The 19059-nt window shown below is 40.2% G+C and carries 16 protein-coding genes; 2 read left to right on the top strand and 14 right to left on the bottom strand.

Annotated elements, in window-relative coordinates:
• Nucleotides 1-54: 54 nt before the first annotated feature.
• The 3 genes from LA20533_RS05740 to LA20533_RS05730 form a co-directional block, all read right to left on the bottom strand.
• Nucleotides 55-582, bottom strand: coding sequence for a PASTA domain-containing protein (locus LA20533_RS05740; RefSeq protein ID WP_056945785.1), 528 nt, complete (start codon nt 580-582; stop codon nt 55-57).
• 63 nt (nt 583-645) lie between these two features.
• A complete protein-coding gene (locus LA20533_RS05735) occupies nt 646-2268 on the bottom strand; it encodes an ABC-F family ATP-binding cassette domain-containing protein (RefSeq protein WP_056945784.1) in 1623 nt (540 codons plus the stop codon).
• Nucleotides 2269-2422: 154 nt separating this feature from the next.
• Complete coding sequence (locus tag LA20533_RS05730) at nt 2423-3613, bottom strand: hypothetical protein (protein ID WP_056945783.1); 1191 nt, start codon at nt 3611-3613, stop codon at nt 2423-2425.
• Nucleotides 3614-3988: 375 nt separating this feature from the next.
• Here LA20533_RS05730 and LA20533_RS05725 point away from each other — a divergent pair, with 375 nt between their 5' ends.
• Both LA20533_RS05725 and LA20533_RS05720 read left to right on the top strand, forming a co-directional pair.
• Nucleotides 3989-4513 (top strand): flavodoxin family protein, encoded by a 525-nt coding sequence (locus LA20533_RS05725; RefSeq protein ID WP_054746238.1) that lies wholly within the window; start codon nt 3989-3991, stop codon nt 4511-4513.
• Between the two features lie 278 nt (nt 4514-4791).
• A complete protein-coding gene (locus LA20533_RS05720; protein WP_056945782.1) occupies nt 4792-6321 on the top strand; it encodes a hypothetical protein in 1530 nt (509 codons plus the stop codon).
• A 238-nt stretch (nt 6322-6559) separates the two neighbouring features.
• Here LA20533_RS05720 and LA20533_RS08600 read toward each other — a convergent pair whose 3' ends face one another.
• The 11 genes from LA20533_RS08600 to LA20533_RS05670 form a co-directional block, all read right to left on the bottom strand.
• Nucleotides 6560-6706 (bottom strand): hypothetical protein, encoded by a 147-nt coding sequence (locus tag LA20533_RS08600; protein WP_156408156.1) that lies wholly within the window; start codon nt 6704-6706, stop codon nt 6560-6562.
• A 52-nt stretch (nt 6707-6758) separates the two neighbouring features.
• Nucleotides 6759-7274, bottom strand: coding sequence for an AbiH family protein (locus LA20533_RS05715; RefSeq protein WP_056945781.1), 516 nt, complete (start codon nt 7272-7274; stop codon nt 6759-6761).
• 39 nt (nt 7275-7313) lie between these two features.
• Nucleotides 7314-7496 (bottom strand): AbiH family protein, encoded by a 183-nt coding sequence (locus tag LA20533_RS05710; RefSeq protein ID WP_056945780.1) that lies wholly within the window; start codon nt 7494-7496, stop codon nt 7314-7316.
• A gap of 288 nt (nt 7497-7784) precedes the next feature.
• Complete coding sequence (locus LA20533_RS05705) at nt 7785-8951, bottom strand: IS256 family transposase (RefSeq protein ID WP_000195404.1); 1167 nt, start codon at nt 8949-8951, stop codon at nt 7785-7787.
• A gap of 99 nt (nt 8952-9050) precedes the next feature.
• Entirely contained in the window at nt 9051-13625 is a 4575-nt protein-coding gene (locus tag LA20533_RS05700) for a type ISP restriction/modification enzyme (protein WP_056945772.1), read from the bottom strand.
• 176 nt (nt 13626-13801) lie between these two features.
• On the bottom strand, nt 13802-14299 hold the full coding sequence (locus LA20533_RS05695; RefSeq protein ID WP_054746435.1) for a super-infection exclusion protein B: 498 nt from the start codon (nt 14297-14299) through the stop codon (nt 13802-13804).
• A gap of 231 nt (nt 14300-14530) precedes the next feature.
• On the bottom strand, nt 14531-15829 hold the full coding sequence (locus LA20533_RS05690; protein ID WP_056945779.1) for a tyrosine-type recombinase/integrase: 1299 nt from the start codon (nt 15827-15829) through the stop codon (nt 14531-14533).
• A gap of 6 nt (nt 15830-15835) precedes the next feature.
• Nucleotides 15836-16042, bottom strand: coding sequence for a DUF3173 domain-containing protein (locus tag LA20533_RS05685; protein WP_201779031.1), 207 nt, complete (start codon nt 16040-16042; stop codon nt 15836-15838).
• Nucleotides 16043-16098: 56 nt separating this feature from the next.
• A complete protein-coding gene (locus tag LA20533_RS05680; RefSeq protein WP_056945773.1) occupies nt 16099-17316 on the bottom strand; it encodes a replication initiation factor domain-containing protein in 1218 nt (405 codons plus the stop codon).
• Between the two features lie 2 nt (nt 17317-17318).
• A complete protein-coding gene (locus LA20533_RS05675) occupies nt 17319-18662 on the bottom strand; it encodes an FtsK/SpoIIIE domain-containing protein (RefSeq protein ID WP_075362811.1) in 1344 nt (447 codons plus the stop codon).
• On the bottom strand, nt 18652-19035 hold the full coding sequence (locus LA20533_RS05670; protein ID WP_056945774.1) for a hypothetical protein: 384 nt from the start codon (nt 19033-19035) through the stop codon (nt 18652-18654). Before LA20533_RS05670 ends, LA20533_RS05675 begins: the two co-directional genes overlap by 11 nt.
• Nucleotides 19036-19059 lie beyond the last annotated feature (24 nt).

Below are 19059 nucleotides of genomic sequence, written 5' to 3'. Positions count from 1 at the left end.
TAATAGTCAAGCAGAGGCTTTGTTTGATAAAAAATCGTGGTTTAATATTGAAACTTATTGCTTGGTTTGTTTTGCTTTACGCTTAAGTTTGGGCAGCGGTACTTTCTGGGCCATGTTACCCACATTCTGCTTGGTTGCTTGGACGGTGTTGTGGACTCTTGCCGCTTGTTGTGCCTTTCGTTGCTGCTTCTTCAACACAGCTTGTTGGACCAATTCTCGGCTCTTAGTTTGGACCACTTCATCCATGAAATAGAGCTTCACGAAGCTCCCTGGTGCAACCTTTTTGTTGGCTTTGGGCTGAGTCTCTAGGACCATCATCGTGGCTTGCTCCGCTAATGCCGCCTTTGGTTGGACTAAGACGCGTGCGTATTTGAAGCCTAGTTGGGCCAAAATCGCTTCAGCATCGTCAAGCCCCACATCCTTCAGATCCGGCACTCGAATATCACCACTATGCTGATCAACATACTTATTCAATAGTTCGAGTGACTTATCGGCAATATCGGTCACACCGAGGCTTTGAATTAGCGTACTACCAATGTTTTTTCCAATTTTTCTGACTAGACCAGTCTTCTTATTCACCATCAGATTACCTCATAATTCAGCTAAAAACTAACGATACAATTAAACACTTAAACCGTTAAAAGGTTAATATAGTTCAGCAACCTTCGCCTGCATTACCTCGTGGTTCAGCCATTCATCAAGATTCGTATCTGCACGATCCACCACACCTCTAGCCGAGACCTCGATAATATGGTTCGCTACTGTCTGAATGAATTGGTGGTCATGGGAGGTGAAGATAATCGCGCCACCAAAGCCGATCAGGCCATCATTCAATGACGTGATTGATTCCAAATCGAGGTGATTCGTCGGATCGTCCATCAACAGGGTATTGGCCTTTTGGAGCATCATCTTGGCGAGGATGACCCGGACCTTTTCACCACCGGATAACACAGCGATTTTCTTCTCAATATCATCCCCAGAGAAGAGCATTTTACCTAAGAAACCACGCAAAAACGTGTTGTCATCGAAGCCCTTCTCGGCAAATTGCCGGAGCCAATCGAGGATGTTCAACTGGTCATCGTTGAACGCCGAATTAGTATCCTTTGGCAGGTACGAGCGAATGCTGGTTACACCCCACGTCACAGTGCCCGTGTCCGGTGCAAGCTCCCCTGCTAGAATTTGCATCATTGTCGTCGATGCCAAATCACTCCGCGACATGATCGCGGCCTTCTCATTTGGGCCAACGCTGAAGCTAATGTTATCTAGTACCTTGACGCCCTCAATCGTCTTCGAAACATTCTCCACTCGCAATAAATCGTTACCTAGTTCTCGTTCGAAATCAAATTTCACAAACGGATATTTGCGCGAGGAGGGCTGAATATCATCCAATGTAATCTTGCTCAACTGCTTCTTGCGTGAAGTTGCTTGCTTTGATTTAGAGGCATTGGCAGAGAAACGGGCGATGAACTCCTGGAGCTCCTTAATTTGTTCTTCCTTCTTCGCATTCTGTTGCCCAGCCAGCTTAGATGCAAGGCGGCTAGATTCCAACCAGAAGTCATAATTACCAACGAACATCTTGATTTTGCCAAAGTCCACATCACACATGTTGGTACAAACTTGGTTTAAGAAATGGCGGTCATGGGAAACCACAATGACGATATTGGGATAGTCGGCGAGGAAATTCTCTAGCCAAACTTCTGTCTGCATATCAAGCCCATTGGTCGGCTCATCGAGAAGCAGAATATCCGGCTTACCAAATAGTGCCTGCCCAAGCAGGACCTTCACCTTCTGGGGTTCCGATAGTTCGCCCATCTTCTGGTGGTGCATGCTTTCGGAAATTCCCAGTTCATTCAACAACTGGGTCGCCTCCACCTCTGCATTCCAGCCGTCGAGTTCGGCGAAGCGATTCTCGAGCTCCGCCGCCTTGATGCCATCCTCCTCAGAGAAATCCGGTTTAGCATACAATGCATCCTTTAGGAGCATTACATCGTGTAGTTCTTTGTGCCCCTGAATTACGGTATCCAAAACATCGAAGTCGTCGAATAAGAAATGATCTTGCACGAGGCTCGACATCCGTGAATTACTATCAATTGCAATCACACCACTTGTTGGCTGCAATTTACCTTCCAGCAAACGCAGAAAAGTCGATTTACCCGCACCGTTTGCGCCAATCACGCCATAGCAGTTACCGGGCGTAAACTTCAGGTTAACGTCTTCATATAACTTATGGCCATCAAGGATGAGGCCCATTTCACTTACTGTAATCAATATTTTATCCTTTTCCCACTAAACACAATAATTGTCGGTATATTGCATTAAGTATAGCAGATTACATGCTTTTAAAATAGGACTAGCAGACCGCGAAATCTTGGGCAACGAACAAAAAGAACCTGGCCACAGTGACGGGCAGGCTCTATTAACTTTAGGTGGTTACAGAACTCATCGCATCAAGTACCTGCACACTGAGCGTCTGCTCACAATCAACGAAACACTCCTTAAAGTGCTCGACTGCGATCACGAACTTCTCGTCTAGTTGATTTGCCAGGGCGAACTCCCTTAAAGCGGCTAAAAGTTCGAGCCCTTGCTGCTGGTAGCGGCACTCCTCGATTGGGTTCTCGAGAGCCACCTCTGTATTCTTACGTCGAGCCCTACTCAATTTTTGAACCAACTTACTATCTGGAATCGGTTCTTGCTGAACAAAGTACAATGCCAACAACTGAATTAACCTGATCTGCATGCTCGTTAAGCCCGCAATCTTGAACGGATTTAAGTCAAAGAAACGCAGTTCCAAGTGTGAGATTCCATCTGTCAGAATCGACCTTAGGGCCTTACCCTTTTGCCCCTTTAACCGCACACCCTCGTAGTATTGGCCAGGCTGCATCAATTCACCAGTAGTGACGGCCCATTCAATCCGGGTCACGTAGTTTGCGGCACTACTGTAATCACCAATAATACTTGTTGGGAAACCGTATGGGCTGTTGCGAATACTACGTACCGGCTGCTGGAGACCTGGACCATCGAAGTACGAGGCATCGACCGTCGGCGTCGCACCAAACAAGTATGTGAATAACCAATGATGAAGCATAAACTGCTGGGCAAGGTGGATATAGAGCTCATTTGAATCTGTAAACGAAGTACTGTTAACAAGCTGGTCGACTACGTCAGCTGAAAAGCTTAAGTTAAGATGTACTCCGGTATTGGCAACTCGGCGCACATCGTACAGTTGACCAATCCGCTTACGATACCAAAGGCTAGCATCTGGTTTGGCGGAAATTTCCGATTCGGAGATATGGGGTGGTAATTCGGGAGGACAACTGAAGGACCATAACCTCTCACCAGGTCGTAACTGCTGATCGAGCTCAGTCATGACCTCAGTAATTAGTGCTACGTTGTCCTCTGCAACAACAGCCGGTGGGAAGACAACTTCGAGCTGGGCTGTAAGGAATTCTCGCTCAATGTATTCCGCAATATCCTGACTTAAGTGCTGGGGAAATGACTTCAGGCTTAACTTATTCTGTTGGTCAACGCGTAACTTTTCGACCTCTACGCCGACATTCACATGGGCGGTCGCAATCTCTTGAATTGATTTCTCTAACCTCGTCATCAATACCATAGCTGATACCTCATTTCAAATAAACTATTCCGATAATTCCATCATAGTTTATAATAATTAGATTATTCAAACTATAAGCATCTATAACGAGATTATTTAAAATAGCAATTAATTCAGACTATTACTTAGTGAGGCAAACGAATTTATTCTGGGCCAACCAGGTGATGATTTTACACCCAAAGTATAAGCCGATTGAGGAATTGTACCTAGCAAACTTACTCGCCAACAAAAAAAGCCTTCATTAAGAAGGCTTTTCATTAAATCATCTGGAGCGGAATTTCAGCAGTTGGCGCGGGAAACTGGCCATCGATTGCCTTAGATCCGGCTCCAAGGTTTATGATAGCAGCAAATGAGCATGAGAAAGAAGAAACAACTATGGCAACACAGAAAACTTTAATTGTCTATTATTCACGGACTGGCAACACCCGGGCGGTGGCCGAATTGATTCAAGCAAAGATTGGGGGTGACCTCGTGCAACTAAAAACTACAGCAGCGAGGCCCAAGAATTATCGCGCAGAAGTCGAATTGAATCAGGAAGAGCAAGAAAATAATGTTTTACCAGAATTGGAGACCAAAATCCCAAATTTTGCCAATCACAACAGAATTTTCATTGGGACGCCCACCTGGAACATGGCGCTCCCTCAAGCCGTCGTGTCATTCTTGAAGGAGCATGACTTTGCCGATAAAACAGTCATCCCGTTTAACACGAATGGTGGCTACGGTGCAGGGTCCGTTTTCACTCAAATTAAAAGAGAAGCTAAAGGTGCGGCAGTGTTGCGGGGCTACTCTGTCAAAGGTGGCGAAGAAATTAGCGGCCGTCTGCTGGTGATTAAGGGCAACAAGAAGGTGGCAGTGGCTCAAGAAGTTGATCACTGGTTGTCCGCTATTAACGTCAAATAAGGTGCTAAGGAATAACAATTAACATGCTCGACCACAATTCTTGGCATTGCAATGAACAAGCCCAGAAAAACTTCCGGTAATAAGCAGTGACCCAAAACGTCAGATATTTCTAAAAAATGACCTGATTCTGGTATCAATCCTGAGTCAGGTCTTTTTGTCTGCAATATAACCTTCTGAATCCATCACCTTACGTAGTAATATATTATTAATGGTGATAAAATCAACGCATAATCAATTGAAGTGAGTGTAGCTAGGATTTAAAAGGAGCTAACTATATTATGTCAGATATGATTCAGATACATCAATTTGCGCTTAAATGGTTGGCCAGATTTCGTGACCGCACCAACGAATATACAGAATTTGTTGATCATTACTTTGCTGATGACTGTGATAAACTCGGTTTTAAAATGGATAGTGGTAAATCGTTTAAGAGCGTTTATGGCAATGCAATTTCCGATCCTACTACTTTTGCCAAAATAATAGCCAACGTCACAGATATTGATTTGCTGGGTTCGGTAATTTATTCGCGTTGGCGTTACTTTAACCACTGGGCACTTGAGCCTGAGAAGATCATCGAACCTGCTAATCGTGAATGGTTCATAATTGTGCTTGAACGCCTTGCACTACTTACTAAAGTAACTGTAGAAAATAACATATTCCAAGGAGTACCACAAAAAATCCAGATTACTTCAAACTACAGCAGTTGGAATTCATCCTCTGACTTCAATCTGGCGGCCACCCAACAGCTTACAGTTAGTGATATTGGTATGGTAGTTTTCACAGAATTTTATTTAGATACTGATATACCGAATTCAACTCAGAGCAGCGATTTCAAAATCGAAAAAAATCAAGCGCACAAGTTATTGACTGTATTTTCCAATTATTTTAAACAAAAACACCATGAGTTGCTTGCAACTGACGTTGGTACCTGGGACGTTGAGTTGACTAATACCGAGGGCATCGTTTATGAGTACCACGGTAGTTTTCTGGACAACTTAGCAACCGAAGGAATTAATTTGTCGAATCTGACGCGAGAAGTTATTGGTCGCAGAGATTTGTACGTTTTAGACGGCAATTTCGAACCTGATCTAATCACCAGAATTACGTTGAAATATCACAAAGTGTCCCAGATACTAGCCGACAACACTTCTGGTCAAGCTCTTTGGTCACTTAAGCCTTGTGAACGGTTTGAAAAAGTGGTTGTAGATAGAGCAGCAGAAACCATTACTCATACTCAGAAAATCGACACTACCGTTAATATTTCGCATAAATACCAGATTAAAGACGGCGTCTCAAATTTACTTGATAGTTTAAAAGTAACAAGGCCATTTTCTAACGACCAGTCCAGCTCAAAATACTTAATTGATCCAGATACCGAGTCCGAAGACTATATAATTGTGGTGAATTATAAATACCAGGAGCCATTCGTGATTAAAGGAAATTATACTAAAGATGGTTGGCCTGGCGGCTTGCTTGATTTCCTATCTGCCATCAGACAACTAATTAACTCGTATAGTTCAGGCAATCTACTCTCCTCTCCCCTGGCCCAGGAAATAAAGAAGATTCCGCATGATTATATTTTGCTGAGCGTCAGCTTCTTCAATAGTGATCAAACCTATTACTATCTCACGGATGACGACAGCATCGAAGTAAATGATCGTGTTATCGTGCCGGTTGGCGACGACCACCATGAAGTCCCCGTGAAGGTCGTCAATAAAGAATACTACGATAGAGAAGATATGCCTATCTCACTGCAGGATGTTAAGTATATTGTCAGGAAATATGATGACCCAAAGATTGATTCATAATATTGAGAATATTTTGGACGCTATGCATCATAAAACAATATAACTTGGTGACTAATTACATAGTGTACGCCCAAAATATCCCCTTCTATCCTTTTAGACAAAATAAAAAACCCTCTCATGAAGTGAACTTCAATTATTGGGGTTTACTTCAACTTAATACGCAGGTTTTAAATTGACACAAAATCAATTTTGAGTATAAAAATAAGCTTCACCATTAGGTGAGGCCTATTTGTAGTTATTACTTAGTAGATAATTTTTTGAGCGCTTTTAAAATACTCTCATCATTCATTACGGCAGTTTTGGCTTCAGAAATAGATACGCCAATATTTTTTGTGGTTTTTATAGATGAACCAAATTTATTTGATTTTTCAATTTTTATATCCATTACTCTTACCGCCTTTCTTTCTTGACAAGTATACAGACAGCTTGATCAAATTTCAATCTATTAGTTTTCGTTTTAACATTTTTATATATACGTCAGCGGCTCTATCAAAATCATAAAATGTATACTTTTGATAAAATCTATAAATTCCTTCTTCGTTCAATTCATTTACTGAAATTTTTATAGACACGTCTTCATACAAGTCGGTGAAGTGAACTCCAAAGTTTTTCGCACCCTCCCCATCGTAATAATTTGAGTGTCCTAAAATCATACTTGCTGTGAAATCGCCATGAACATGTATTTCTTTAGAACTTTCGATTCCATAAACATCTTGAAGCGTGTTTGTGTAATTGAAATTAAGTACTATATCAGCGGTATCTAACACATTTTTGACATTAGAATCTATTTTAAATTTAGCAGCCTGTTTGTCGTACTCAACAGACAGATAATCTTCAAATTTTTTATCAATTATCTGAAACAGATAATTTAAACGTTGGACGTGCTTCTCCAATATAATTCCATTTTTCTCAGAAAGACCTAAATCTCCTGTCCCATATGCACCTGAATTCATTTTCGTTGTTTCTTGATAAATCAGCTGTCGATACTAATTTTAAAAGTCGTACCAGGTTCCTGGTTTTCTAAATTGCGCAGTGACAATGTCATACTCCTCTTTCAATCTGCTGGACATTGACGAAGAATTATAAAAATCTACATATCTTGATGATAATCCATGGTGTAAATCCAAACCATTACCTATCACAACAATGTATTTGATTAATTTTCCTTTTTTCATACCGGTGGCTCCTAATTCATAAAACTAGGTCGTCATAACTAGTCACTAATATTTTTCGATGTAAAATACTGAAAGATTCTTTAAATATCAATTGGTTCGAAATCCGGTAGTTCATCAATCAACTCCAATGTTTTCATACTTACCGTTATTACAGACAGTAACAAATTCAAAATATACTTTGGATCATCACTAAAATCGTTTGGATCATCAGTAATTCCAGATTTTTTAAGTCAAGTCCATAAAATTGTGTAAAATACAGTACACTGTTTTAAAGCTTTAACCTATAGGTTAAAATTGAATATATTTTCTGGTAGAGCTTAGCCAGTCTTCGTGACGGTCAATAAGAACTGCACCGATTAAACGATTGGCAGAGGCGTGATTCGGAAAGATTCGGATAACTTTTTCTCTGCGTCTGACTTCTTCATTTAACCGTTCAAGAAGATTCGTGCTTTTTAATCTCGATTGACCTTTACCGACAACGGCGTATTGAAAGGCATCTTCGAATCCTTCATCTAGTTTTTCACAGGCTTTATGGTATTTTGATTGTTCGCTATAGGCACTTACTATAGTATTTTTAGCCTTGCGAGCCGTTTCAATATCCGTAAATTTGAAGAGTGCTTTGACTTCTTCTCTGAAAGGTTTTGAATCTTTCTTAGGGATACAATTGAGGATATTACGCATAAAGTGAACCTGGCATCGTTGCCATGAAGCGTTTGTAAATGACTTCTTGATGGCTTTGACTAAGCCTTTGTGGGCATCGGAAATGACCATTTCCACTTCACTTAACCCTCTGGTTTTGAGGTAGTCGAAGAAGAGAGACCAAGTTTCGTCACTTTCTTCATCTTGAATCATAAAGCCAATAATCTCACGCTCTCCATCTTCTGATATGCCAATCGCTATATGGCAGCTTTTAGATACGACACGATGATTCTCTCTGATTTTGATGTAGATAACATCTGTCATAACATAAGGGAAAGACCTGTCTGATAGAAAACGATTTTGCCATTCAGAGACCATAGGGTCTAACTGGGCAGTTAAACTGGAGACAAAGGATTTAGAGACTGATTTACCGCATAGTTCTTCAACGATTTGAGAGACTTTACGTGTAGAGACACCAGAAATATACATCTCTAACATAGAGGCTAACAAAGCCTTCTCATTGCGTTGATACCGCTCAAATACAGTCGGTGCAAATTCACCGTCGCGTGTTCGGGGAACTTTCAACTCAAGAGAGCCAATACGAGTCGTTAATTCTCTTTCATAATAGCCGTTGCGTTGGCTTCTTCGATCGTCTGATCGTTCATAGTTTGTGGCTTGAATATAATCTGTTCGCTGCTCGTCCATCAACTGATTAAATACAGTTTGTAAAATTTGTTTAGCCGCATTATCTTTGACCGACTGGTCAATTAAACTTTGAATATCTTCTGTTTCCAGTGTAAAATGTACTTGGGTCATATGATTGCCTCCTGGGTATGTTTTTAGTGGTTAAAAACATTGTACCGTAAAGAGGCGTTCATATGGCCTTTTTGCTTTTACACAATTATATGGACTTTATCATTTTTTATCTGTTTTTACTTGATATTGATCGATTATCCATTCAATGGCGGATCTACCATTGACTACATAATCATATGCTTGTTTAGGAATGTTGGTAATCTTGATATCATCATTGTAAATGATTGTAGCTAGTATTCCTTTTTGGGGATGTTTCATTTTTTTTACAAGAAAACTTGGGTTCGTTGATGATTCTATTTCTACGCCAGGCCAACTTTCTTGATTTTCGTAGTCTAAGTGTATTGATGCAAGTTTTCTACCAACTTCAACATACTTAGATTTATTTCGCAGATCAGGAATGCGTGGAATAGACTTTTTAAGATCGTTAGAATACTTCAATCGATATTCACTAGAATGCAACACACCGTATATATAATAAAATGTATCCTGCATGTTTAATCCATAATTAGCATTTAAGTTTGTAAAAGGTACATTCAAATATCCTGTATTTTCATTATTCCAAAGATAAAAACCTCGCCCTTTTTCGATATATTTGTACTCAGGGACGCAATCAGTCATGATAACCGAGAAATCTCTTTTTACTCCAGGTCCGCTAACATAGATTACTTTATTGTTCTCACCTAGAAAGTCTTTATAACGTCCTGGCATTTCCACAATCTCTGTATCATAGTAAAGCCACTTTTTTGTAAATGGTCTATAAGCGCTCTGGACTAATTTATTTTCGTCAAAAGTAAATATTGAACCTGATGACAGTTTATTTTTTGTCTTTCTACTCCAACTCATATATTTGGTATCACGATTGATATTTTGTAACTTTTCTGCCTTTGAATAATTTTTTAGCCTTTTGAGTTCATGATTATAATTTTGTATCATCCTGTGGACATTGTCGACAACTTGTCTTCTTCCATACCCATAAACCCAGCTATCTCTACTTGTAGTTACGCCAATAGCAGAATCATTAAAAAGAACCTCTTTATTATTTTCTGAAGAATCATTTCCCATTGATAAATAATTCAGATAATTAATATCACGTTTATTAATCCAGTCACCATTACTATCGATATCAAGATTTTGCATACTTGTTTGTAAAATGGATCTCGTACTCTCTAAAAAAGTAAACTTTTCTTTTCTCGATAGATAATCACCAATATCAGAATAATGTACATCATGATCGTTGGTTCCATCTTTTACTAGCACAGTAATGGCAACTCCAGTCATAATATTGAATACATTTTGTCCTTCTCTTTTGGCTGTCTCCCCCAGTCTTTCCTTTATCGCTCCGCGAAGATTCAGTATATAAATATGATTAAATTCTTTTTCAAAACTTCTTCTAACACCATTCATCGTTCGAAAATCAATAAATGAGCTATTTGTGATGAAGGAGATCACACCACTTCCTTTCAGTCTGTCGGTTGCCCAGCGAAAAGCCTTTAAATAAGAGTCATAAACTGAAACAACTCTTCTTGACTCAGTCAATTTCACATAGCTATCCGCAATTGCTCTTGTCAATTTTGGATATGTAAAAGACGTATTAACTTGATTTTCGTCATTTTGACCCATAGAATATGGCGGATTACCTATTATCACAGTTATTGGTACTTCTTGTTGCCGCTTCAATCTTTCGTCATTCGTACCAAAATAGCTATCATCTAAAGTATCTTCAACTTCAGTACTTTCAAACGTGTCTGTCAAAACGATGCCTTCAAAAGGTTGATAACCATTTTCATTTGAATCAATATCTGCAAATGTAGCTTCGATGTTAATTGCTGCAATATAGTAGCTCAACAAAATAATTTCATTAGCATGCAGTTCGTTAACATATTTCTTGGTAATATCTGCAAGCGTAATTTCTCCAGCTTCTAGTTGTTTCTTTAAATGAGTCAAGGTTCTAACGATAAATGACCCAGTTCCAGTAAACGGATCTAGAATATGAACGCCCTCACTAGCTAATGCTTTCCCAAAGTATTTTTTCAATACGTCATCAACTGAATTAACTATGAAATCAACAACTTCGATAGGAGTAAATACAATACCTAATTTAGATGTTGTTTCAGGAAAAGCAGTCTTAAAGAACTTATCATATAAAGTGACCATTAATTGCTGTTTATCTTCTAATTTGTCGATCCCTTCTGCCCGCATCTTCACAGACTCGTACAGCGGTTCTAGATTATCTTGTTCCTTTTGAAAACCAGCCTTTTCTAGTTCTACCAAAATACCTTCCATAGCCTTAGAAACTGGGTTATTTTTCACAAAACTGTACTCAGCAAATAAAGCTTCAAAAATTGGTTTCGTAATTAAATGTTGCGAAATCATCTCTGCTGCCTGATTGTCATCAATGCTTTCATTGATATTATGTTGAAGGGAGAGTACGAACTTTTTAAATTCAATATTTACTGAATCTTTTTTATCAGCTAGTTTATTTTTGATCCAACCAATCTGCCTCTGGGCAATTTTTGCAACATCTTCGGACCAATTCTCCAGGTATTTTCGATCACCAACTTTTTCAACTATCTTTCCAAAAATAGCCGTTTCAAACTTATCCCACTCAAGTTCAAATAGAAATCTTTCAACATCTGGTTCGGAATTGTCGTTTCTATCATGTTCATTTATCTCATCTGGAGCACTGCCAACTCCAATAACGCTAAAGTTCTTAGGTTTTGCAATATTCATCTTGTCAACCATTGCCTCGAACCGCTCGTCAACTGATCTTAATGAGTTAACAACTTGCCAGATGGTATCATATTGCTTGTTATTATCCAGAATCGTTTCAGGTGTTTCTCCAGCAGGTACAACAACAGGGATGATGATATAGCCATAATCTTTACCCTTAGACTTTCTCATTATTCTGCCGATTGCTTGTACAATATCAACTTGTGATTTTTTGGCTGCTAAGAAAATAACTGCATCAAGAGTTGGGACATCAATCCCTTCAGTTAAGAATCTTACATTGGATACAATTCTCGCTTCATCTTCTGGTTTATTATTGTCAGCAAGCCAATCCAAAATTTCGCCTTTTTGAAGGGCATTCATTGTTCCATCTGCATGCCTCATTGAAAGGGTGAAGTTTTCATCTTCCTCATTATCACCAAGGTATTCATTAACTACTTCTTCAAACTGTCCGGATACTTTTTTTGAATCTTCAATAGTTCTAGTAAATGCAATTGCTCTCTCCAGTGGTGCACCATCATAAGCGCTTTTTTTGATTGGATTTTTATATCCATTTCTTCGCATCATACCATTCCAAATTCCGACAATACGACCTACATCATCGATATTTAATCCGTTATTTGGATCAGAGAGAGAACGTTGCATGTCTCTTTGTACTGTCTTCTCATCAACGGCCAATACCATAACTTTATAGTCAGTTAGAATTCCGCGAGAAACCGCTTGGCCAAATCCCATTCTATAAATAACTTCACCATATTTTTCTGGATCATCCATTGATGAAATCAAAATACTTTTTTCTTTGGCTTTTTTCTTAGCACCTTCTCCATAAATTTTTGGAGTAGCTGTTTGGTATAGGCGCAATCTACCATCAACATTGTCATTGCTATGTATTTTTGAAAATGTACTATCTTCTTTGTTTAATTCGTGAGCGCCAGTTGTTCGATGTGCTTCATCTGCTACAATCAAATCAAAAACAGGAAATCCTGATCTTTGTGCATCACCAATCACATCAATACTTTGATAAGTACTGAAGACGACAATCATATCTGTTCTGAATCCATCACCTTGTATCTCTTTCCAATTTTTTAAAATCTGAGTTGAGGAAGTAGTGGCAGGATATCCGATGTCAGAAGCTTTGATGTCCTCCGTTCCATCATCTCCTCTGGATGCGTCTCGATCCGAGGTAACAGCCATGCTTGTGATTGATAAGCTCGCATCGTTATTCCAGCCACGTAAAGTCTGTGTTAATAACTGAATACTCGGAACTAAATACAGAACAAAAAATGGCTTACTAGCATCTTTCGCTAAATTCTCAGCAATTTTCAAACTGGTAAATGTTTTCCCGGTACCAGGTGCCATGATAAGTTGACCACGATTATGATTTTTAAAATATTCAATTGATTTTTCAAGAGCGGTCTTTTGATATTCTCGCAGCTCCTTTTTTGCTTTAACTTCAACTCTTTCAGGACGAGAAAAGCTAAATTTAGTCCAATCTATTTGTGAATTTCTTAAGTCGGAAAGACCGATGATTTCTATTCCCTTACCATTTTGATCTACGGTAGCTCTCGCATTTTCATTCCATTCATCCACAGTTGAAACAATCAGTCCTCGATGGTAATAGTTCTTTCCCAATTCAGCCACAAAAGAATCGATTTGCTCCTTGCCTATCTTGCCCTTATAAAATTTAGCTTGAATTGCAACAATATCACCATTAAATTGTTGAGCTACAAGATCAACACCTGTATCTTTCTTTGGAATTCCATACTCAGATGGAACGTCACCCAACATCCAAACTTCTTTATATAAACGTCTATATGTTGGCTCATGTTTCAAATATGCCAATACTAACCTTTCGAACATTGTGCCACGTTCTCTTTGGACACCATTTCCCGCTTGGTTAATTTGTTCAATTAAATCATCAAATGATTTTGAAATACTTTTTTTCACTAGAATTCCCCCTGAGTACGGAAAGTTACAAATATTTGACTCACAATAAATTTTACAAAAGTCCTGTATCTAATACCGACAATTATAGCAAATCACAGACCAACAAAAAATGCCCCATCATATTTTTGATTTAGACAAAATATTGACGAGACACGTTTTCGACACTATTTCTGAGTTTATAACGTTATCTTTTTATTATTAATTCCATCGATTACCCAAGGTTGAAGTAAATAAGGAAATGGAGCATTTTGAGGGGAATATTCGAATCTATTATATTGGATAGTAGTGGCAGCAAGCCCAATGACCAAATTGGATTCCAGTTCTCTTATATTTTCGTTTGAGTGTGGGTACTCCTTGACATGATTAATATCTTTGTACAATTCTCTAACAATTCTTAACTTCTCACCCTCTAAACTATTAACATAATTGTATTTGTGGATCATCTCTCTCCGAGCACTGTAGTAATTATAAAAATATACAAGTATTTCGACAATGAGAATCGACCAGGATATTATACAGAGAATAAAAACATAAATTCCGAACTTAGCATAAAACGATTCCCCATCTAAACTCTTAACTGCTATAGGTTTAAGAATTAATATTGAAATAGTGGCAATTCCAATTGCTCCCCATATTTTCCGTGGTAGATTCAAAAATTCCGATATTCCACGCATAAAAAATTCTCCTTGAGCATTATCTTATCAATATTTGCAATTATAAAAAAAGATCCGAAATGGATCTTTTAGCGGAATTTTTGGCGGGGAACCAACTGAATTTTTATTAATTTGTACCAGTTTACAATTTTTAAATCCCGGTATTATCGGCTTTGTAACTTCAATTGATTCCTACCTTTTATTCCCACTCAAGCGCTAGCACTCACGTGAGAATACCTACATATCAACGTTTTAAGCACCTTTACACTGTTCCGGTGGTGTGCTTGGTGGGGCACCAATTTCACTCAATTTCTTGATTGATTGATTGCCGTTAAACTTGACCGAACTTACTGCCGCAGTCTCCACTTTGATATTGCCTTCCATCTGCTCAACAATAGCAGTATCGGCGCCGACCCACATATGTGAGTAGTTTCTCAAAGTTATGTCCGGACTGCTATGCCCGAGCCGTTTCGACAGTACCAGAACCGACACATTGAACTCATTAATCAAGTACGATGCATGGCTATGACGCAATCCTTTACCTTGGATAGGCTTCACACCAGCGGCATTAGCATAACGCTGAATAACTCGTCCCAGAGTTGACTTAATCATTGGCAAGCCATCATAGGTAAATACAAAGTCATCGTCTTTGCCTAGCCCTACCGTTTTTTGCCGTTGCCGCCACTTGCGGAGTATATCCACCGTGGTATCGTCCAAAGCGATTGTCCGTTTGCCGTCCGCAGTCTTAGTGTAGTCGTTACGTGTCCAATCCGTCCGTGACTTCAGATACAGCATGTGGTGCACCCGCATACGTTTCTCGTCCAAGTCAATATCGCTCCACCATAAGGCCATGCCCTCATTAACTCGAACACCAGTCATGAAGTAGACCCACAGCATTACGAAATACAGATGTTCCAGAAAGTCGCCAATGTAAATCTGCTTAATGACCTTCTTGAACTCGGTAGCCGTCCAGTATGGCACAATGGCCTTACTCTTCGGAATCGCCTTAATCCGCTTTGACACATTGAACTCTAGATACTGCAGCGTAACCGCCCTGTCCAAGGTCTTACGAAACATACCAAACACCAAACTCGCGTATGACTGTGAGAATCCAGCACCACCTTCATCTGCATCAGTCAGTAAGTATGTTCGGTAATTCTGAACATCCTCGATATTGATATCCCGCAACTTCTTAGACCCGAAACGAGCGCAAAACTGATTGAAAGCGCCTTTACGAACAGAAAACGTACTTTCTTCGACTTCCGTTTTGTACGCAGGAATATAGATGTTCTGCATAAACTCACGATACGTCATTTGATAGTTGGCGTAACTGTTAGCTTGGTAATACTCTCGCTTAACTCGTGTCAATTCTTTATTTGCCGCTGTCGCTGTCTTAAACGGGCGGCCGGTCAAGTCTTTACGCGCCTTCTTTCTAACACGCCGACCGGTAATCCGGTCAATTCCAAGTTCTGTCTGATAGAAGTACATACCGCTCTTCAAGTCCTTGAAAACGCCGGTGTACTTCGTTGTTTGTTGCATTTTATTTGTCATCATCAATCACTCTGCTTTCAATTGAAGCTTCGTGCCAATGATTGACTCAACAACTTCTGTTGGGACACGTCCCAAACGCCGGTTGTTATAAAACGGATACCCATTTTGTACCATAATGGCCTTGGCTTGGCAAATCAAACTTCGCGCGGTGTGCTCTTTGTAGCCAATCGCCATCAAGTCTTGCTTACAAATTGTGGAGGTCACAATTACCATCTCATTTCTTTCAATCGTACAAGAAGCATGAGATACTATGCGGGTAGACTAATTATCTACACAGGAGCGGGACTGTCACCATTTGCTGTCGGAGGCGTGGTGATGGTCTCTTTTTTCATAGCTTCTTGGTTTGCATCAATTTCATCAAATAATTCTGCCAGCGTGCGTTTTTCCATCTCTTTACGGTGAATGGCCACCCACCTAATTGCATCATCAGGCGGATGACGTCCACGCAGGTACACAGCCGCCATTCTTAACAGCAGCTCAATGCCAGAATTGTGTCCCCACAAGGCATCGCATTTGTACATGGCGGTAAACAAGCCAGAATTGAACATCAAATATTGGATTGATTGAATCAACTCGCTGTCTCGTGGGCTTTCTAAGCGTAACCGGCTAAATTCATTATCTTCAACAACACGTATAAGCATTTTCGTTAAATCGGCGTATTCTTCCGTCTCTGCATCAACAAACCGATATTTCTCAAGTAGCTTGCTAGCAATAAATGCCTTCAATGACGGCTCATCATCGTCCAGTTCATTACGGAGGCTATCAGTAATTTGGTGGGCATATATACCTTTGAACACTGCTTCTAACCGTACCCAACTTTCGACCGACAACGCCTCTTCGTAACGAAAGCTAGGTTGCTCTATCTGTTCACGTCGCTTGTCATAGACTCGCAAGAACAGCCGTGTATTGCCCTTTTTAGAACCAACATAGAAAGTTTCGACAATCTTGTTGACCTCATGCGCAGACAAGCCAGAAGGGTTCTTTTTGCCATCAGCGTTTTGAACAATCCATGTACCATCAGTCAGGTGACGGTACAGGTCATCAACTGTAAAATCTACGTTCTGAAAGTCAGCGGTAAAGTCAATTCGACTAAGCCGAGAATGAAATTCATCAGATACAGTCAGTGAAGCGAACTGTTTGATGTTCATCGGTGAATGATGTACCAGCGTCCATTCATGACAGTAGTACGACCATGAATAGGCCGAAAACTTAATCACAATCCCCATCTGAACATTGTCGGGGTGGTACGCAATGGCAAAGTAAAACGGATTGTCGCCAAACTGGTAACCTATCGTGTAACCTTGCGGAACTTTGCCAATCAATTGAGCTTGTTTGCCGAATATCACTTTAATGTCGGTCATCTCAACAAACTTCTTGATGGTGTCCAAGGCAATTAGCGGCCAACTGCCAATATCATCAATCTTTGACTTTTCAACAGTTAGCACCATCGTGAACTCATCAATTCCGAGTAAAAGTGTAGGCTCCATTTTTAGGCTCCTTTACTGGAGCGGGGGTTATTACATAACCCCCGCTTGGCACGAAAAGCGGCGTTAATGTCAAAATTCAGGTAACTAAACGCACACAACTTAGGCGTGTTGGCAATTCCAGGGAATGTGTACACACCTTCACCCTTGCGAAAGTCACGGCTAGGAATTTCTACGCCCGTGCCAAACGCAGTGACGTAGGTTTGCTGTTCAGCATTACCCAAAACAATCTTCAGTGGCAAGTTATCGCGAATCATCGTTGGTAATGACGTACTATCACTCTTCTGCATGACAATAAACAGGAAGAAGCCCAACTGGCGCCCTTGAAGCACAATTTGCGAAATCAGCTTATTGACCTCATCGCGGTGCTTCTTATCCATAGCCTGCACAACACTTTGGAATGACGCGTATTCATCAAAGATAAAAACATACGGGTTAAATCCAAAGTCCGAATATGACGCCTCAAGCTTAGTGGCCAGCTTAGCCTTCAAATCAGCCTTGCGCTTGTCCATCACATCATTGAACTCACGCAGGAGGGCTACAATATCATCAACATCTTCAGCGGTACAGTCAGGCGCAATCATGTCGCCGAGAATCGAAAGGCTGGAGCCTTTCGGATCGGCTAGATATAGTTGATATTGCACCGGCTTGATAAGCATCTGCAACAGGAAAGAATACACACCGTATGTCTTACCAGAACCCGTCTGCCCAACAATTAGCGTGTGGTGTAACGGAATCACAGTGAACTTATCAATGAACAACTCCAAATCACCAACTTGTGCATTGTAACTTAGCAATTCATCAAGAGAACGGAACTCTAATCGTCGTTCAAGACGACTATCAAACAATTCAAAACAGTAGTAATTCTCATCATCACTAAGATACGAGCGTTCAACCACATATCGCCTTAATGCACTGGATAACTGGGCAGTGTCCAAACGTTGGGCATACTTCACACGATTCTCGACCAACAGCATTCCACGCTGATAATTATCTGTGAAAGTGAGCTTAATTTTAGGCAACTGGGCCACGGCAGTTCCGAAGAACTGCCGCGGTACATAATAAGCGGCATCAAGCAAAGCACGGCGAACCGACAAACACAACTTGTAATGGCGTAGTGCAAATCTCCAACCTTTACTAATATGGTTACGCATCGACCAAAATGTGACCGAGCACGTACCAACAACTGTAATCGCGAAGATACATACAATTAGAATTACATCAGGAATCATCATTTGAAGGTACCGCGTGGTAAGGAAAATCCCTACTACCAGTAACAGTAATAGGGATTCAATGACAACCAAGGCCTGTCCACGAAGGTACCGTGAAGTTTTAACCTTACTTGTCACGCTTAATCACCTGCACATCCTTATAACGGAGAATCAGGTTGAACCCAATGATGAAAGTCTTTTCAACAATCATGTCACCGAGCCGAATGACATCGCCCTTTTGAGCATCTAAACGCTGTACTCCGTTCAAGATTGTCACATCAAAGGTATTCAGAACGTTGTTATCCCGCTTCATGCCAGTCTTTTTGTCAACACCATAATCGGCGGTATCTTTGACCACTTGAAGCGTTAATGCTACACCGATATCTTGAGGATTCTTCTTGCTAGCATATGGGTGCTGAGAGACCAAGCGGAACTGGTTGTTAGTTACCGACTTGAATTTCGCATCGTTGAAACTGGTCTGCGAAAAGAACCAGGAATTTTGTAGAGCCATGATAGTTACCTCCGCTGCGATACG

Source organism: Amylolactobacillus amylophilus DSM 20533 = JCM 1125 (assembly GCF_001936335.1).
GTDB classification, from domain to species: Bacteria; Bacillota; Bacilli; order Lactobacillales; family Lactobacillaceae; genus Amylolactobacillus; species Amylolactobacillus amylophilus.
Note: the sequence above shows the minus strand (reverse complement) of the source record. Positions and strands in the feature narration are given on the sequence as shown.